Origin of the sequence: Shimia abyssi, from assembly GCF_003014475.1 — a bacterium.
Lineage (GTDB): Bacteria > Pseudomonadota > Alphaproteobacteria > Rhodobacterales > Rhodobacteraceae > Shimia > Shimia abyssi.
The window spans coordinates 75,369-88,029 of sequence record NZ_PYGJ01000002.1 but is presented as its reverse complement, the minus strand read 5'-3'; the positions used below and the strand labels follow the sequence as shown (position 1 = coordinate 88,029).

The following is a 12,661-nucleotide window of genomic DNA, read 5'->3' as shown; positions in this document are numbered from 1 at the left end:
TTGTTTAGTCGCGCGGCGCTGCGGCGCGTGCAAGCCGGTCATTAATGGCGCGGCCCAGCCCGCGGTTTGGGATGGGTGACACAGCAATGGTGCCGGGCGATTGCGCGTCGAGCGCGTGCAGATGTTTAAACAGGTTGGCGGCCGCTTCGGTCAGATCACCGGCTGGGCTGAGGTTTAGGGTGGCATTTTCAACGGTGCCAAAGCCAAGCAACGCCTCGCCTGCGTCGACTTTGTTGGCGTTGAGGCGCATTTTGGCGCCGGGGGCATAATGCGACAGCATTTGGCCGGGGGCGGTCAGCTTGTCGTCGGCCTGATGGGTGGCTAAGGGTGCGCCCACGGCGGTTTCAATGGCCTCTTGTGGCAAGCCGCCCTGTCGCAACAGGATGGGCGTTTCCCAAAGGCCGAGTATGGTGGATTCCACCCCTACATCACAGGGGCCGTCGTCAAGGATGGCGTCGACACGGCCTGTTAGGCCAGCCGCAACATGCTGGGCGGTTGTCGGGCTGATCTTCCCCGAGGGATTGGCCGAAGGCGCGGCAACCGGGCCACCAAATCGCGCGAGCAAGGCACGGGCGGTGGGGTGTTCGGGCACGCGCACAGCAAGCGTCGGAAGGTCGGCGGTGACCAGCGCAGAGAGCGGAGAATTGGCCTTGAGCGGCAGAACCAGCGTAAGAGGGCCGGGCCAGAATGCAGCAGCGAGTCGGTCGGCGGTATCTGTCCATTGCACAAGGGTTTTAGCCGTCGTCACGCTGTCAACATGCACGATCAACGGATTGAAGCGCGGGCGGCCCTTGGCCTCGAATATGCGGGCCACAGCCATGTCATTGGTTGCGTCTGCGCCAAGGCCGTAGACCGTTTCGGTTGGGAACGCGACCAGCCCACCCGAGGCAAGCAATGCGCTGGCGATCTCAAGCCCTGCCGTATCCGGGGCAAGCGTTTGGGTCTGCACGGGGCGCGGCTCCTGTGACGTGGCGTTTCGCTTTTTTCGGGGCAGGTGCCCCCTTACCATAAGGTGAAATGCTGCATACAAGCGCCAGCACGCAAAGCCAAGCCTATTGGAGATTACCATGCCCTTTCGCGCACCTGTGTCCGAGTTCCAGTTTCTTTTTGAAAACGTCATCGATTTTGCGCGGGTGACAGAGACAGAGCGGTTTGCTGATGCTGACAGTGACGTTGTCGACGCGATCCTGACCGAAGCAGGGCGCATGTGCGAGGAAGTCATGTACCCAGTGCAGCGTAATGGCGATTTGCAGGGCGCAGTTCTGGAAAACGGTGTTGTGCGTACCTCGCCGGGATTTGGTGACGCGTATCGGAAGGTGGCCGAAGGTGGTTGGATTTCCACCAGCGCCGGTGCGGAGTTCGGTGGCATGGGGTTGCCCCATGCAATCACCACGGCAGTGAACGAGATGATGGCGGCGGCGTGTTTGTCGCTCCAGCTTAACCCATTGATGACACAGGGACAGATCGAAGCGCTGGAACATCACTCGAGTGATGAGATTAAGGCACTGTACCTGCCCAAGCTGATCAGCGGTGAATGGTCGGGAACCATGAACCTGACCGAGCCTGCCGCCGGGTCGGATGTGGGTGCGTTGCGCAGCAAAGCCGAGCCGAATGGCGATGGCACCTATGCGGTGTCCGGTCAGAAGATCTATATTAGCTGGGGTGATAATGATTTCACCGAAAACGTGTGCCACCTTGTTCTGGCACGATTGCCTGATGGCGCGCCCGGCACCAAGGGGATCAGCCTGTTCATGGTGCCCAAGTTTCTGCCAGATGATACCGGCGCGCCGGGTGTCGCCAATAACCTGAAAGTGGTGAGCCTTGAGCATAAGCTGGGCCTGCACGGGTCTCCGACGGCGGTGATGCAATATGACGGTGCGACCGGATGGTTGATCGGCGCGGCGCATGATGGGATGCGCGCCATGTTCACCATGATGAACAACGCGCGTCTGGGTGTTGGCGGACAGGGGATTGGTACGGCCGAAGGGGCCTATCAACACGCGCTGGCCTATGCGCTGGAACGCAAGCAAGGCCGCAGCCCGTTTGAAGGCGGCACCGGTACAATCATGGATCACGCAGACGTGCGGCGGATGCTGACGACCATGAAGGCCGAAATTTATGCGGCACGCGCCATCGAAATGTCCTGTGCCGTTGCGATTGACATGGGTACGGCCACTGGCGACAAGGACTGGAAAGCGCGCGCTGCGTTCCTCACGCCCATTGCCAAAGCTTTTGGTACGGATACTGGAATCGCGGTCGCAGAGACAGGTGTGCAGGTACATGGTGGCATGGGGTTCATCGAAGAAACGGGCGCGGCCCAATACGCAAGGGACGTGCGTGTGACCGCGATTTACGAGGGTACAAACGGCATTCAGTCGATGGACCTTGTTGGACGCAAGCTGATGGATGGCGGCGAGGCGGCCTATGCCTTGTTGGATGAGATCGAAGAATGCGCGGAATCGGTGCGCGACAATATGGCCGATTTGGCGGAACCTGTCTGGCAGGCCACAGAAACGCTCCGCGAGGCAACTGAATGGATGGTTACACAAGAGATGAATGAACGCTTTGCCGGGTCAGTGCCGTTTCTGAAAGGGTTTGCGCGTGTGTTGGGAGGGTATTTCCATCTGCGCGCAGCAATTGCCGAACAGGGGAACGGCCCACGCAGCAAGTTGGCGCGGTTTTACATCACGCGGCTTTTACCAGAACATGCCGGATGTCTGGCCCATGCGGTGCAAGGGGCGAATGATTTGTACGCGTTGAGCCCGGAAGAGTTGGGTGCAGTGTGAGCGATGTGAGTGGGATCAGATACCCATGGGAAATGCCACCTGCCGAGGGTGAGGCCATTGAAGTGGCAGAAGGCGTTCTTTGGATGCGTCTGCCGCTGCCACTGGCGTTGGATCACGTGAATGTTTATGCGCTGGACGACGGCGACAGCTGGACGGTGATCGATACCGGTTTTGACAGCAAGCGCACCCGGGCGATCTGGCGCAGGTTGATGGACGGGCCGTTGGGCGGGAAACCAATTTCGCGTGTGATCGTGACACATCACCATCCGGACCATGTTGGTCTTGCTGGTTGGCTGCAGGAAGACTTTGGCGCGAGCCTGTGGACAACGCGTACCGCGTGGCTGTTCGCGCGCATGTTGCAGTTGGATGAACAGGCGGTCCCACGTCAGGAAACGCTGGATTTTTATCGCAAGTGCGGCATGGACGAAGAGATTTTTAACGAGCGCAAGAGTGAGCGTCCGTTTAATTTTTCCGACGTTGTCGCGCCGTTGCCGTTGGGCTTTAGGCGGATCAAGCAGGGTGATGTGATCCAGGCCGGTGGTCGGCACTGGGACGTACATATCGGCAATGGCCATGCGCCCGAACACGCGACGCTTTGGAGCCAAGACGACAATCTGGTGTTGTCGGGCGATCAGATTCTGCCGTCGATCAGCTCGAACATTGGGGTTTATGCGACAGAGCCCGAAGCGGACCCTGTTGCCGATTGGCTTGAGAGCTGTGAACGGCTGGCGTTGTTTGCCAGACCGGATCAGCTTGTTCTGGGCGGGCACAAGCTGCCGTTTACAGGTGCGCCGGTGCGGATGCGGCAATTGGTCGAGAATCACCATGGCGCATTGGCGCGTCTGCGCGAGTTCATTGAAACGCCACGCTCCGCAGGGGAGTGTTTCCCACCGCTGTTCAAGCGCAGCATCGACAAGGGCGCTTATGGCTTAGCATTGGTCGAGGCCCTTGCTCATCTCAACCACCTTTACCATGTTGGTGAAGCAAGCCGCACATTGCGCGACGATGGCGCATGGGTTTGGCAAAGCGTTGATTAAGGGATGAGTACATATGTCGACGGTCGTAGAGGCGGATCAGATAAGAACCACGGCAGAGGCCGTTGAAGCAGCAGCAATACCGCGTCGGCATGAGGTACACGCCGATCCTGAGGTGGCCCCTTGCGAAGTGCCCGACGCGGTTGCGCAGACACCCGTGACCGAGAAAAGCCAGGCGCAATGGGCCTATGAGCGGCTGATTCTTTACATCCAGAACTTTGAAAAGCAGCTGGATAATGAGCATGAGGTCGCCATGGGGTTTACGGGTGGACACGCTGGCGCGCTGAGAATTGAGGGGATGGGGTATTTCGACCCTGATCTGGTCACGTTCTATGGCACCGATTCGAGCGGTGTGAAAACCCAGCTGGTACAGCATATTAGCCAGTTGAACGTGATGTTGCGCGCATTGCCCAAACAGATTGAAACGGCCGAACCGAACCGTATCGGGTTCCGATTGGCCCAAGACCTGACCAAAGCCTGAAGAAAAGCCTGTTACTGTGCGCGATTGTCGTGGTGACAGGCCTGATCGAATAGGTTAAATCGCTGACAGTTGGATACGAAGGAACGCGACAATGGCGGAACACAAGCACGGCTCGATGGATATCGAAGTTCAAAAGAAAACCTTTGAAGGCTTTATCAAGGCTTCAACTTGGGTCGCGGGCGTTTCGATTGCCGCGCTGATCTTTATTGCATTGGTCAACGGCTAAGGTTCGAAACAGGATTTCCCTGATGCGTAATGTGCTGCGCCTGTGTTTGGCGATGGCTGTAATGGCGTCGCTTGCGGCCTGTGCGGTGCGCAACCCGGTTGAAACCAATTCGCCGGATGAAGATGTGGCGCGGGCGCGGTATGTGCCCGCCGGACCACCCAGCCTGACACTTTATACAATGATATCGAACTCGTCTGGTGCAGGGGCGCACACGTCGCTGTTGATTAGCGCCAGTGAGCGGGTTGCGTTTGACCCGGCGGGATCATTCCGCGCGGAGGGTATCGCGGCCAAGAACGATGTTGTTTACGGAATGACGCCGTATCTGGTTGACCAATACACCCGCTATCACGCACGTGAGACATATCATGTCGTGGTGCAAAAGTTGGAGGTTAGCCCGGCTGTGGCTGAGCTGGCCTTGCAGAGATCGAAGACAATCGGGCCGGTCACCGAAGCGCAATGCGCCTATACAACATCGGCCCTGATCGCGAGCCTTCCGGGGTTTGAAGATGCCAAACAGACATATTATCCGGTCAAGCTGTCCGAGTATTTCGCCAAAAAAGGCGCAAGCTATGAGCGGCTTTATGAGTATGACGACGACGACAAATCGAATGTGCTCGCAGATTTTGTGCCGGAATATGAACTGAATAACTGAGTGGTGTCAGCCAATCAGGTACAGGCAGGCATATAGCGTGGCCAGCCCGCCGCCGATGCTCAGAAAGATGTTTTTAGTCCACATGCCAAGTACCAGCGTGACCGCTGCTGCCGCAATGCGAGACGGATCCGGGGCACCGTTGGTCGCTGCGGGCCAAAGTACGAGCGGGGCAACGAGAGCGGGCAGAATGGCGACGGCTGTATAGCGCAGATGGCGTAGCACCCATGGCGGCATGGCCCGGTCGCCAACGAGGCCGAGGAAAACGAACCGCAGTGCGAAGCTGCCGATCCCCAGCGCAACGATGACAATCCAGAGGGTTGTAGTGTCGCTCATGTCTGCCCCCGTTTTTCCAGCCAGAGTTCAACCTGGGCCCCGGTCATCATGCCAGCCACCCCGGCGATGATCAGCCCGAGGTTAAACGGCACCCAAGCAAAACTGAGTGAAACCGCGACGGCCACCAGCGCCGCCGCGCGGTGCGCAGATGTGCGCAGCATTGGGCCGAGCATGGCTAGAAAAGTGATCGGCAACGCAAAATCCAGCGCCAGTTCCGGGGGAATGGTCTTGCCGATTAGGGCACCGACCAGAGTTGCGAGATACCAGTTTGGCGCAACGGGCGCGATTGCTCCCATGAAGTATGAGAATTTTTGTCCGGGCGTCATATCAGGATTTTGCTCGAACTTAGCCGTGGAAAGCGCATAGTTCTGATCGACGAGGAAATAGGCCGCAAGCACCCTGCGCCACAGCGACATGGCGCCGAGATGCGGTGTGATCGAGGCCGAATACATCGCCAGACGCAGGTTTACGGCCAGCGCAGAAGCGATAATCACGATGGTGGGCGCTTGTTCGGTCATCAACTGGATCGCCGTGAACTGAGCCGCGCCAGCGATCACCAGAATGGTGAATGACATGGTTTCAAAAATCGACAGGCCAGCTTCGGTTGCGACAACGCCAAACAGCATGCCAAACGGCCCGACCACAAAGATAAACGGCACACCGTCGCGAAAGCCGCGCCAGAATGTGGACTTGTCAAAATTGGTGGACATGGGCCCTCGCGAAAAATGTCCCGGACGCAAACGCGTAGCGCAGCGCCATTCAAGTTGCAATCGTTGGTGGTAACTTCTCAGAATCAGGCTTAGCTTGCGCTAAGAATTGTGGGTTTGGGAAGGGGCGATCATGTCGAAACCTGAAAATGTCAGCGACTATTTGATTGCACCTAATCCGGGCGCTGCGCGGTTAACGCGGACGGTGACGGGGCATGATCACGAAGGTCAGCCAATCGAGATTTCAGTAGTCGAAGAACGCCCGCTGACGATTTATCTGAACAGTCAGGAAATCGTTACTGCCATGACAATTGGTGATTACCCTGAATACCTTGCCCTTGGGTTCCTGCTTAATCAAGGAATGCTAAAGCCCGAGGATGGGGTAACCGGGGTTGATTATGATGAAGAGCTGGAAGTGGTTGTTGTGCGCACAAAGGCAGCGACGAACCACGAGGAAAAGCTCAAGAAAAAGACCCGCACGTCGGGCTGTGCGGTTGGCACGGTGTTTGGCGATATGATGGAAGGGTTGGACGGGGTTGAACTGCCTAATGCGCAGGTGCGCACCAGTGACCTCTATGCGCTGGCGCACAAGATCAACACCACTCCCTCGCTCTACCTAGAGGCTGGGGCGATCCATGGCACGGTGCTGTGCCGCGGCGATAAGCCGTTGGTCTATATGGAGGATGTCGGGCGGCACAATGCGGTAGACAAAATCGCCGGGTGGATGTTTGACGCGGGCGAAGGACCCGGAGACAAGATGCTCTATACCACAGGGCGGTTGACATCGGAGATGGTGATCAAGACGGCGTTGATGGGCATTCCAGTGCTTGCGTCGCGCTCTGGCTTTACTGCGTGGGGCGTTGAGATTGCGCAGCAGGTGGGGCTGACCCTGATCGGTCGGATGCGCGGGCGACGGTTTGTGTGCCTGAGCGGAGAGGCGCGGCTGGTGCGGGATGTCGACCCCAGTGCCGTGGCCGAAGAGGACCGTAAACATCGACGCAAGGGAGCGGGCCGATGAACAATGTGATGGGTGTTATTCTGGCGGGCGGTCAGGCGCGCCGCATGGGGGGCGGCGACAAGGGGGCCTTGGTTCTTGAAGGGCGCACGCTGTTGGATCGGGTGATTGATCGGCTTGGTCCTCAGGTTCAGCGGCTGGCCCTGAACGCGAATGGTAACCCGGATCGGTTCGCCGAATACGGCCTGCCAGTGGTCGGCGACACGTTGCCGGGCTATCCGGGTCCATTGGCAGGGGTGCTTTCGGGCATGGAATATGCCGCCGGGCAGGGGTTTGAGTATATCGTGACGGCGGCGGCAGATACGCCGTTTTTTCCGCTTGATCTGGTGGCCCGTTTGCAGCGCGCGGCAAATGGCGCCAACACGCCAATTGCCTTGGCCGCAACGCAGGAAGGGGGCCGTATGAACCGCCATCCTACCTTTGGATTGTGGCCGGTGAACCTGCGCGCGGACTTACACGCAGCGTTGGAGGATGGGCTGCGCAAGGTCGTGCTCTGGACGGACAAACATGGTGCGGCATCGGCGCCCTTTGATGACGATGCGTTTTTCAATATCAACACGCCAGAGGATCTGGAACACGCGCGCAGCTTGGCCATAGGGAACTGACAATAATGCGAATTTACGGGGTCGTCGGCTGGAAGAATGCGGGCAAGACCGGGCTGATGGAACGGCTGGTGGCCGAGATCACCGGGCGCGGGTTTAGCGTATCGACGGTGAAACACGCGCATCACACGTTTGACGTGGATCAGCCGGGCAAGGACAGCTATCGCCACCGCGATGCAGGTGCGCGCGAGGTTTTGCTGGCATCCCGCACCCGCTGGGCGCTGATGCATGAGATGCGCAATGACGAGGAGCCAACTCTGGAGGCGTTGCTGACCAAGTTGGCACCGGTCGATCTGGTGCTGGTCGAAGGCTACAAACGTGACGCGCACCCCAAAGTGGAAGCGCATCGCTCGGTGACGGGTAACCCGTTGATTGCACCGGAAGATCCCACAGTGCGCGCAATTGCAGCGGATGTGGCAGTGGATAGCGACCGGCCAGTTTTTGACCTGAACGACACGGTAAGCATTGCGGATTTTGTCCTGAAAGAGGTTGGTCTTTGAGCGCATTCGACACGGTTGTCATGCTGGATTGGTCAGCGGGCAACGACCGTGGTGCGGTGCCCAAACGGGATGCGATCTGGACATGCGTCGCGCGCGCCGGAATCGCAGACGCACCGAAATATCACCGCAACCGGGATGTGGTGGCGGCGTATCTGGCTGCGCTGATCAGAGATGAGCTGGCGGCGGGGCGTCGGGTGTTTATCGGGGTCGATTTTCCGTTTGGCTATCCTAAGGGGTTTGCGCGTGCGGTGGCCGGGTCAGATGATCCGTTTGCTTTGTGGGACTGGCTGGAGGCGCGGATTGAAGACAGCCCAAAGGCGAATAACCGGTTTGATTTGGCGGGTGAGATTAACCAGCGATTTGGCGGGCGGGGGCCGTTCTGGGGCAATGGGCTTAAGCGGAATATCCAAGGGTTGCCAAGGCGTAAGGATTTGTATGTAAACCCGTTTTCAGATCGACGAGTGGTTGAAGAACAAGCCAAAGGGGCCTTTACCTGTTGGCAGCTGAGCGGGGCGGGATCGGTTGGAGGACAGGTCCTGATGGGGGTGCCGGTGCTGACGCGATTGCGACGGCAATTTCTGGGGCACATAGCCGTTTGGCCATTTGAAACGTTGGATAAGCCGGTGGCGTTGGTCGAGGTTTGGCCAGGGTTGATAAACCCGGTGGTCAAGGAGGCCGAAGCGCAGGGAGAAGTGCGCGATGCGGCGCAGGTGCGCCTGATGGCGCGGGCGCTTTCGAGGCTGAAAGCCGAGCGTTTGCAGGCTATGTTAGATGTGGATGGCTCGGAAGAAGGATGGATTCTCGGGCTTGGATTTGAGGACGAACTGATGGCTGCCGCCAAAACGACATTGACCCCGCCGCCGTTAAAGGATGATTGTTTTGCGTTGCCGCCGGGGGCGCATTGGACGCCGGTGGACGAGGCGCTGGAGAGTATTCGGTCACGATTATACACGGTTGTGCCGTCCGAGGAGTTAACGTTAGGTGCGGCGCTGGATCGGGTGATTGCGGCGGACGTGGTGTCGCGCCGGTCCAACCCGCCTTTGCCCAACACGGCAGTGGATGGCTATGGTCTGCGCCATGCCGATATCGTGGACGGCGCACAGGAAATGCCTTTGGTACAAGGGCGCTCTGCCGCGGGTGAGCCGTTTGAGGGCACCTTGCCCGAGGGCCACGCGGTGCGGGTTCTGACCGGTGCTGCGCTGCCTGATGGGGTGGATACGGTGATCCTTCAGGAGGATGTAACGACAGACGGCGAGGCCATCGCGTTTCGGGGGCCGTTAAGGTTTGGGGCCAATACCCGCAAGGCCGGCGAGGACGTTTTGGCCGGCGAAGTGACGTTGGCTGAGGGGCGGTGTGTGACGCCTGCGGATCTGGCATTGGCGGCGGCGGTTGGTTTAGAAAAACTGCCTGTTTACAAGCGTTTGAAAGTCGCAGTTGTTTCAACCGGAGACGAGCTGGCCGAAGCGGGAACTGAGGCGAGGGCGGATCAGATTTATGATGCGAATCGCCCGATGCTTTTGGCGGCGATCAAACGGTTTGGGTTTGAGCCTGTGGACATGGGGCGCGCGCCGGATGACCGGGCCGCGCTGCGGGAATTTCTGGATCGTGCGGCCGAAAATGCGGACCTGATTCTGACGTCGGGCGGGGCCTCGGCGGGGGATGAGGACCACCTTTCGGCGTTGTTGAACGAGAGCGGCGCAATGGCGCTGTGGCGGATTGCGATCAAGCCGGGGCGCCCGCTCGCACTCGGTATTTGGGGTGGCAAACCGGTGTTTGGGCTGCCGGGAAATCCGGTGGCGGCATTGGTGTGCACATTGATTTTTGCAAGGCCTGCCATGGGGTTACTGGCAGGCGAAGGGTGGCAGATGCCACAAGCGCTGACGGTGCCCGCAGGGTTTTCCAAGCGCAAAAAACCGGGGCGGCGCGAGTATCTTCGCGCGCGGCTGCGTGAGGGTCAGGTCGAGGTGTTTGCTTCGGAAGGGTCTGGGCGGATCAGCGGGCTGAGTTGGGCCGAAGGGCTAGTCGAGTTACCGGACGAGGCTATGGACATCACGCCGGGTACGCCGGTGACGTATTATCCATATACAGCGTTTGGGTTGTGACTTTGACCAAGTTTTAACGGCGTTGCCGGCCGCCAAAACGGGAAATCGGCATAACGTCGGTATTCTGTCGGTATTGCGTCGGTGTCATTTCGGCGCTTGAGGGGCAGGAAGTGCCAATTAACGCTGCGGGCGCCAACTTGGCGAAAACGCAACGGAGTGCCGCGCACAGATCAGACGAGGGTAAACCCGAGCGCGCCATTGACGATGGATTTGATTTCTTTGAGGACCGCGTTAACCAGTTTCTGGGCTGCGGCCTCGATCATGATGGTGAGCATGGCGATGGTGGCAATCAGATTGCGTTTGGCCATGCGGAACAGAATGCGGGCCGCAGTGCGACTTACATCGCCGGATGCGACACCTTCGCCGATGTCGCGGATGCGAAGCGCTAACACACGAAATTCATGGGACGCTGTTTGTTGAATGTCATCCCAGAGCGGCCCGGCGGTGGTTCTGGCGACGTTCAGCAGCTGGGGCACAAACACATCTGGCTTGAGATCGTTGAGATCGGGCATTGTGGTGCTCCTTTTGGGTTAGCGTTTGGCATTTTCCGCGGTCAAGGCGATGCGAACGGAATCGTTCATCAGGTCGCGAAGGAGTGTTGAAGTGGGTTTAACCAGTTTGCCCTCAAGCCGGTGCAGGTCCGCCATTGAGTTATGATTGGCCCGCAACGCCTTGAGGACAATGGCGGTGCAGCTGCCGGTTGAGAGATCGGCGTCAGTTAGCGCTGGCGTGTCGCGGCCAAGGGCCTCGTCGAGCTCGGTTCTGACAGCATCCACTTCTGCGGTGACGAGGCCAAGTCCCAGATTGGTTACTCGTGAAGAGGCGCAATCATCATTAGGTTCAAGAGCCTCGGCCTGAACCACCAGATTGCCAAGGGCCGCGTCGGAGGCGGCGTAAAAGGTGGTGACGGGTTCGGATTTGTAGCTGCCGGAAATGGGTGTGCGTTTGGTCTCCATCGTAGAAATAAACTCGAGCATCTCTGTATGGTAAGCGTTGATCCCATCAACAATGTCCGGGTTGTAAGCGGGCACAAGGCGCAGTCCGGAGCAGGCCGACAAAAATAGGATAAAAAGCACCGCAAGGGCGCGTTGGGGCAAGGAATAGAACATGCAAAATCCAGAATGAATTTGCACATAATACCCAAAAAACGGATTCTCCTCAACCTTGGGTGGTTTTGCGGGCGGTTCGCTCAGGCCATCGTCGCAAGATGCGATGATTTGCGAAGGTGGCCCGTCAAAAGTTTTTCACGGGCAACTTTGGGCCGCGCCTATGTCAGAGGCTCAAATCTAAAGACGTTGCCTGCACGTACTACGCGACCCGTTGCTGGATAGGTCAGGTGAGTGGCTGAGAAAACGTCACCGCTTTCGGCCAACGTGTTCAGCAGACTGGTCCGGGTCGCAATGGCCTGCTCGGGATCCAAATCCAGCGCATAACGCACTTTTGGGTTCTCAAATTGGAGAGACTCGGAGATAATTGCGTCTCTTACGATTAGGAAATTATTACTGTTCTTGGCCGTGACGCGAACACCGCTATGTCCGGGCGTGTGGCCGTTCATCGGCACCAAAGTGATGCCATCGCCCAAGTCGGCTTCATCGACATAGGTCGTAACACGATTGGCAATAGGGCCAGCAATGGATTGCAACAGCCCGATCATCGGCTTGTCACTTTCTGGCGTGGCGTCGAGCAAACTGGGGTTGGTCCAGAATCCCCATTCTGCTTGGGAGACGTGCACCGCCGCGTTGCTGAATCCACCAGCATCTTCCCCCAACAGCCCGCCAATGTGATCGGCGTGCATATGGGTCAGGACGATGTCGGTGATATCAGCCTTTTCGATACCCTCGGCGGTCAGCAAAGCATCAAGCTTACCAACTGTTGGGAACATGCCGGCCAATGCCTGACCCGAGCCGGTATCGACCAGAATCCGGCGGTCAACTGTCTGGATTAGCCAGACAGTTGCCCCGATCTCGATAGGGTTTCCGGCTGCGGCTAGCGCTGCGTCGTCGGCGTCGGTGAAGAACGCAGGCGGAATGTCAAAGTGGCCGTCTGACAGCATCGAAATTGTCTTGTCACCGACCGTGATGGTTGCGACTTCCGCGGCAAAGCTTGTGCTTGGAAAAGCGGCGCCTGCCGTGACCCCGGCAAGGGCAAACGAGAATGAGCGTCGGGTCATTTTAAGTGAGGTCATGGGAGTGTCCTGTGTTTCTTTTGCCAAGTATTGCTTGG

At 58.4% G+C, this 12,661-nt stretch carries 15 protein-coding genes; 9 read left to right on the top strand and 6 right to left on the bottom strand.

Going from position 1 to position 12,661, the window contains the following annotated elements:
• Positions 1–4: 4 nt before the first annotated feature.
• Positions 5–949, bottom strand: a complete 945-nt coding sequence (locus CLV88_RS04405; protein WP_243403570.1) for an L-threonylcarbamoyladenylate synthase — start codon at positions 947–949, stop codon at positions 5–7.
• A 118-nt stretch (positions 950–1,067) separates the two neighbouring features.
• On the opposite strand from CLV88_RS04405, the gene CLV88_RS04400 reads away from it, so the two are divergent.
• From CLV88_RS04400 to CLV88_RS04380, 5 genes are all read left to right on the top strand, one after another.
• Positions 1,068–2,786 (top strand): acyl-CoA dehydrogenase family protein, encoded by a 1,719-nt coding sequence (locus tag CLV88_RS04400; protein WP_106607176.1) that lies wholly within the window; start codon positions 1,068–1,070, stop codon positions 2,784–2,786.
• 32 nt (positions 2,787–2,818) lie between these two features.
• Positions 2,819–3,823, top strand: a complete 1,005-nt coding sequence (locus tag CLV88_RS04395) for an MBL fold metallo-hydrolase (RefSeq protein ID WP_106607175.1) — start codon at positions 2,819–2,821, stop codon at positions 3,821–3,823.
• 13 nt (positions 3,824–3,836) lie between these two features.
• The gene (locus CLV88_RS04390; protein ID WP_106607174.1) at positions 3,837–4,301 is read left to right on the top strand and encodes a DUF6173 family protein; all 465 of its coding nucleotides are present in this window, start codon (positions 3,837–3,839) and stop codon (positions 4,299–4,301) included.
• Positions 4,302–4,392: 91 nt separating this feature from the next.
• A complete protein-coding gene (locus tag CLV88_RS04385; RefSeq protein ID WP_106607173.1) occupies positions 4,393–4,527 on the top strand; it encodes an aa3-type cytochrome c oxidase subunit IV in 135 nt (44 codons plus the stop codon).
• Between the two features lie 22 nt (positions 4,528–4,549).
• On the top strand, positions 4,550–5,179 hold the full coding sequence (locus CLV88_RS04380) for a hypothetical protein (protein ID WP_243403569.1): 630 nt from the start codon (positions 4,550–4,552) through the stop codon (positions 5,177–5,179).
• A gap of 6 nt (positions 5,180–5,185) precedes the next feature.
• Here the strand turns inward: CLV88_RS04380 and CLV88_RS04375 are convergent, their stop codons facing one another.
• A complete protein-coding gene (locus CLV88_RS04375) occupies positions 5,186–5,512 on the bottom strand; it encodes an AzlD domain-containing protein (RefSeq protein WP_106607172.1) in 327 nt (108 codons plus the stop codon).
• The gene (locus CLV88_RS04370; RefSeq protein ID WP_106607171.1) at positions 5,509–6,222 is read right to left on the bottom strand and encodes an AzlC family ABC transporter permease; all 714 of its coding nucleotides are present in this window, start codon (positions 6,220–6,222) and stop codon (positions 5,509–5,511) included. The genes CLV88_RS04375 and CLV88_RS04370 overlap by 4 nt, the downstream gene beginning before the upstream one ends.
• A gap of 130 nt (positions 6,223–6,352) precedes the next feature.
• On the opposite strand from CLV88_RS04370, the gene CLV88_RS04365 reads away from it, so the two are divergent.
• The 4 genes from CLV88_RS04365 to CLV88_RS04350 are packed head-to-tail and all read left to right on the top strand — an operon-like array spanning position 6,353 to position 10,438.
• Complete coding sequence (locus CLV88_RS04365; RefSeq protein WP_106607170.1) at positions 6,353–7,237, top strand: formate dehydrogenase accessory sulfurtransferase FdhD; 885 nt, start codon at positions 6,353–6,355, stop codon at positions 7,235–7,237.
• A complete protein-coding gene (mobA, locus tag CLV88_RS04360; RefSeq protein ID WP_106607169.1) occupies positions 7,234–7,839 on the top strand; it encodes a molybdenum cofactor guanylyltransferase MobA in 606 nt (201 codons plus the stop codon). Before CLV88_RS04365 ends, mobA begins: the two co-directional genes overlap by 4 nt.
• Positions 7,840–7,844: 5 nt before the next feature.
• On the top strand, positions 7,845–8,336 hold the full coding sequence (gene mobB / locus CLV88_RS04355) for a molybdopterin-guanine dinucleotide biosynthesis protein B (protein ID WP_106607168.1): 492 nt from the start codon (positions 7,845–7,847) through the stop codon (positions 8,334–8,336).
• Complete coding sequence (locus CLV88_RS04350; RefSeq protein ID WP_207797016.1) at positions 8,333–10,438, top strand: molybdopterin-binding protein; 2,106 nt, start codon at positions 8,333–8,335, stop codon at positions 10,436–10,438. Before mobB ends, CLV88_RS04350 begins: the two co-directional genes overlap by 4 nt.
• A gap of 170 nt (positions 10,439–10,608) precedes the next feature.
• Here CLV88_RS04350 and CLV88_RS04345 read toward each other — a convergent pair whose 3' ends face one another.
• The 3 genes from CLV88_RS04345 to CLV88_RS04335 all read right to left on the bottom strand — a co-directional run bounded on the left by CLV88_RS04345 (position 10,609) and on the right by CLV88_RS04335 (position 12,623).
• Positions 10,609–10,950, bottom strand: a complete 342-nt coding sequence (locus CLV88_RS04345) for a hypothetical protein (protein ID WP_106607167.1) — start codon at positions 10,948–10,950, stop codon at positions 10,609–10,611.
• 18 nt (positions 10,951–10,968) lie between these two features.
• Complete coding sequence (locus CLV88_RS04340) at positions 10,969–11,547, bottom strand: hypothetical protein (protein WP_106607166.1); 579 nt, start codon at positions 11,545–11,547, stop codon at positions 10,969–10,971.
• A gap of 158 nt (positions 11,548–11,705) precedes the next feature.
• Positions 11,706–12,623 (bottom strand): MBL fold metallo-hydrolase, encoded by a 918-nt coding sequence (locus CLV88_RS04335; RefSeq protein WP_165798805.1) that lies wholly within the window; start codon positions 12,621–12,623, stop codon positions 11,706–11,708.
• Positions 12,624–12,661 lie beyond the last annotated feature (38 nt).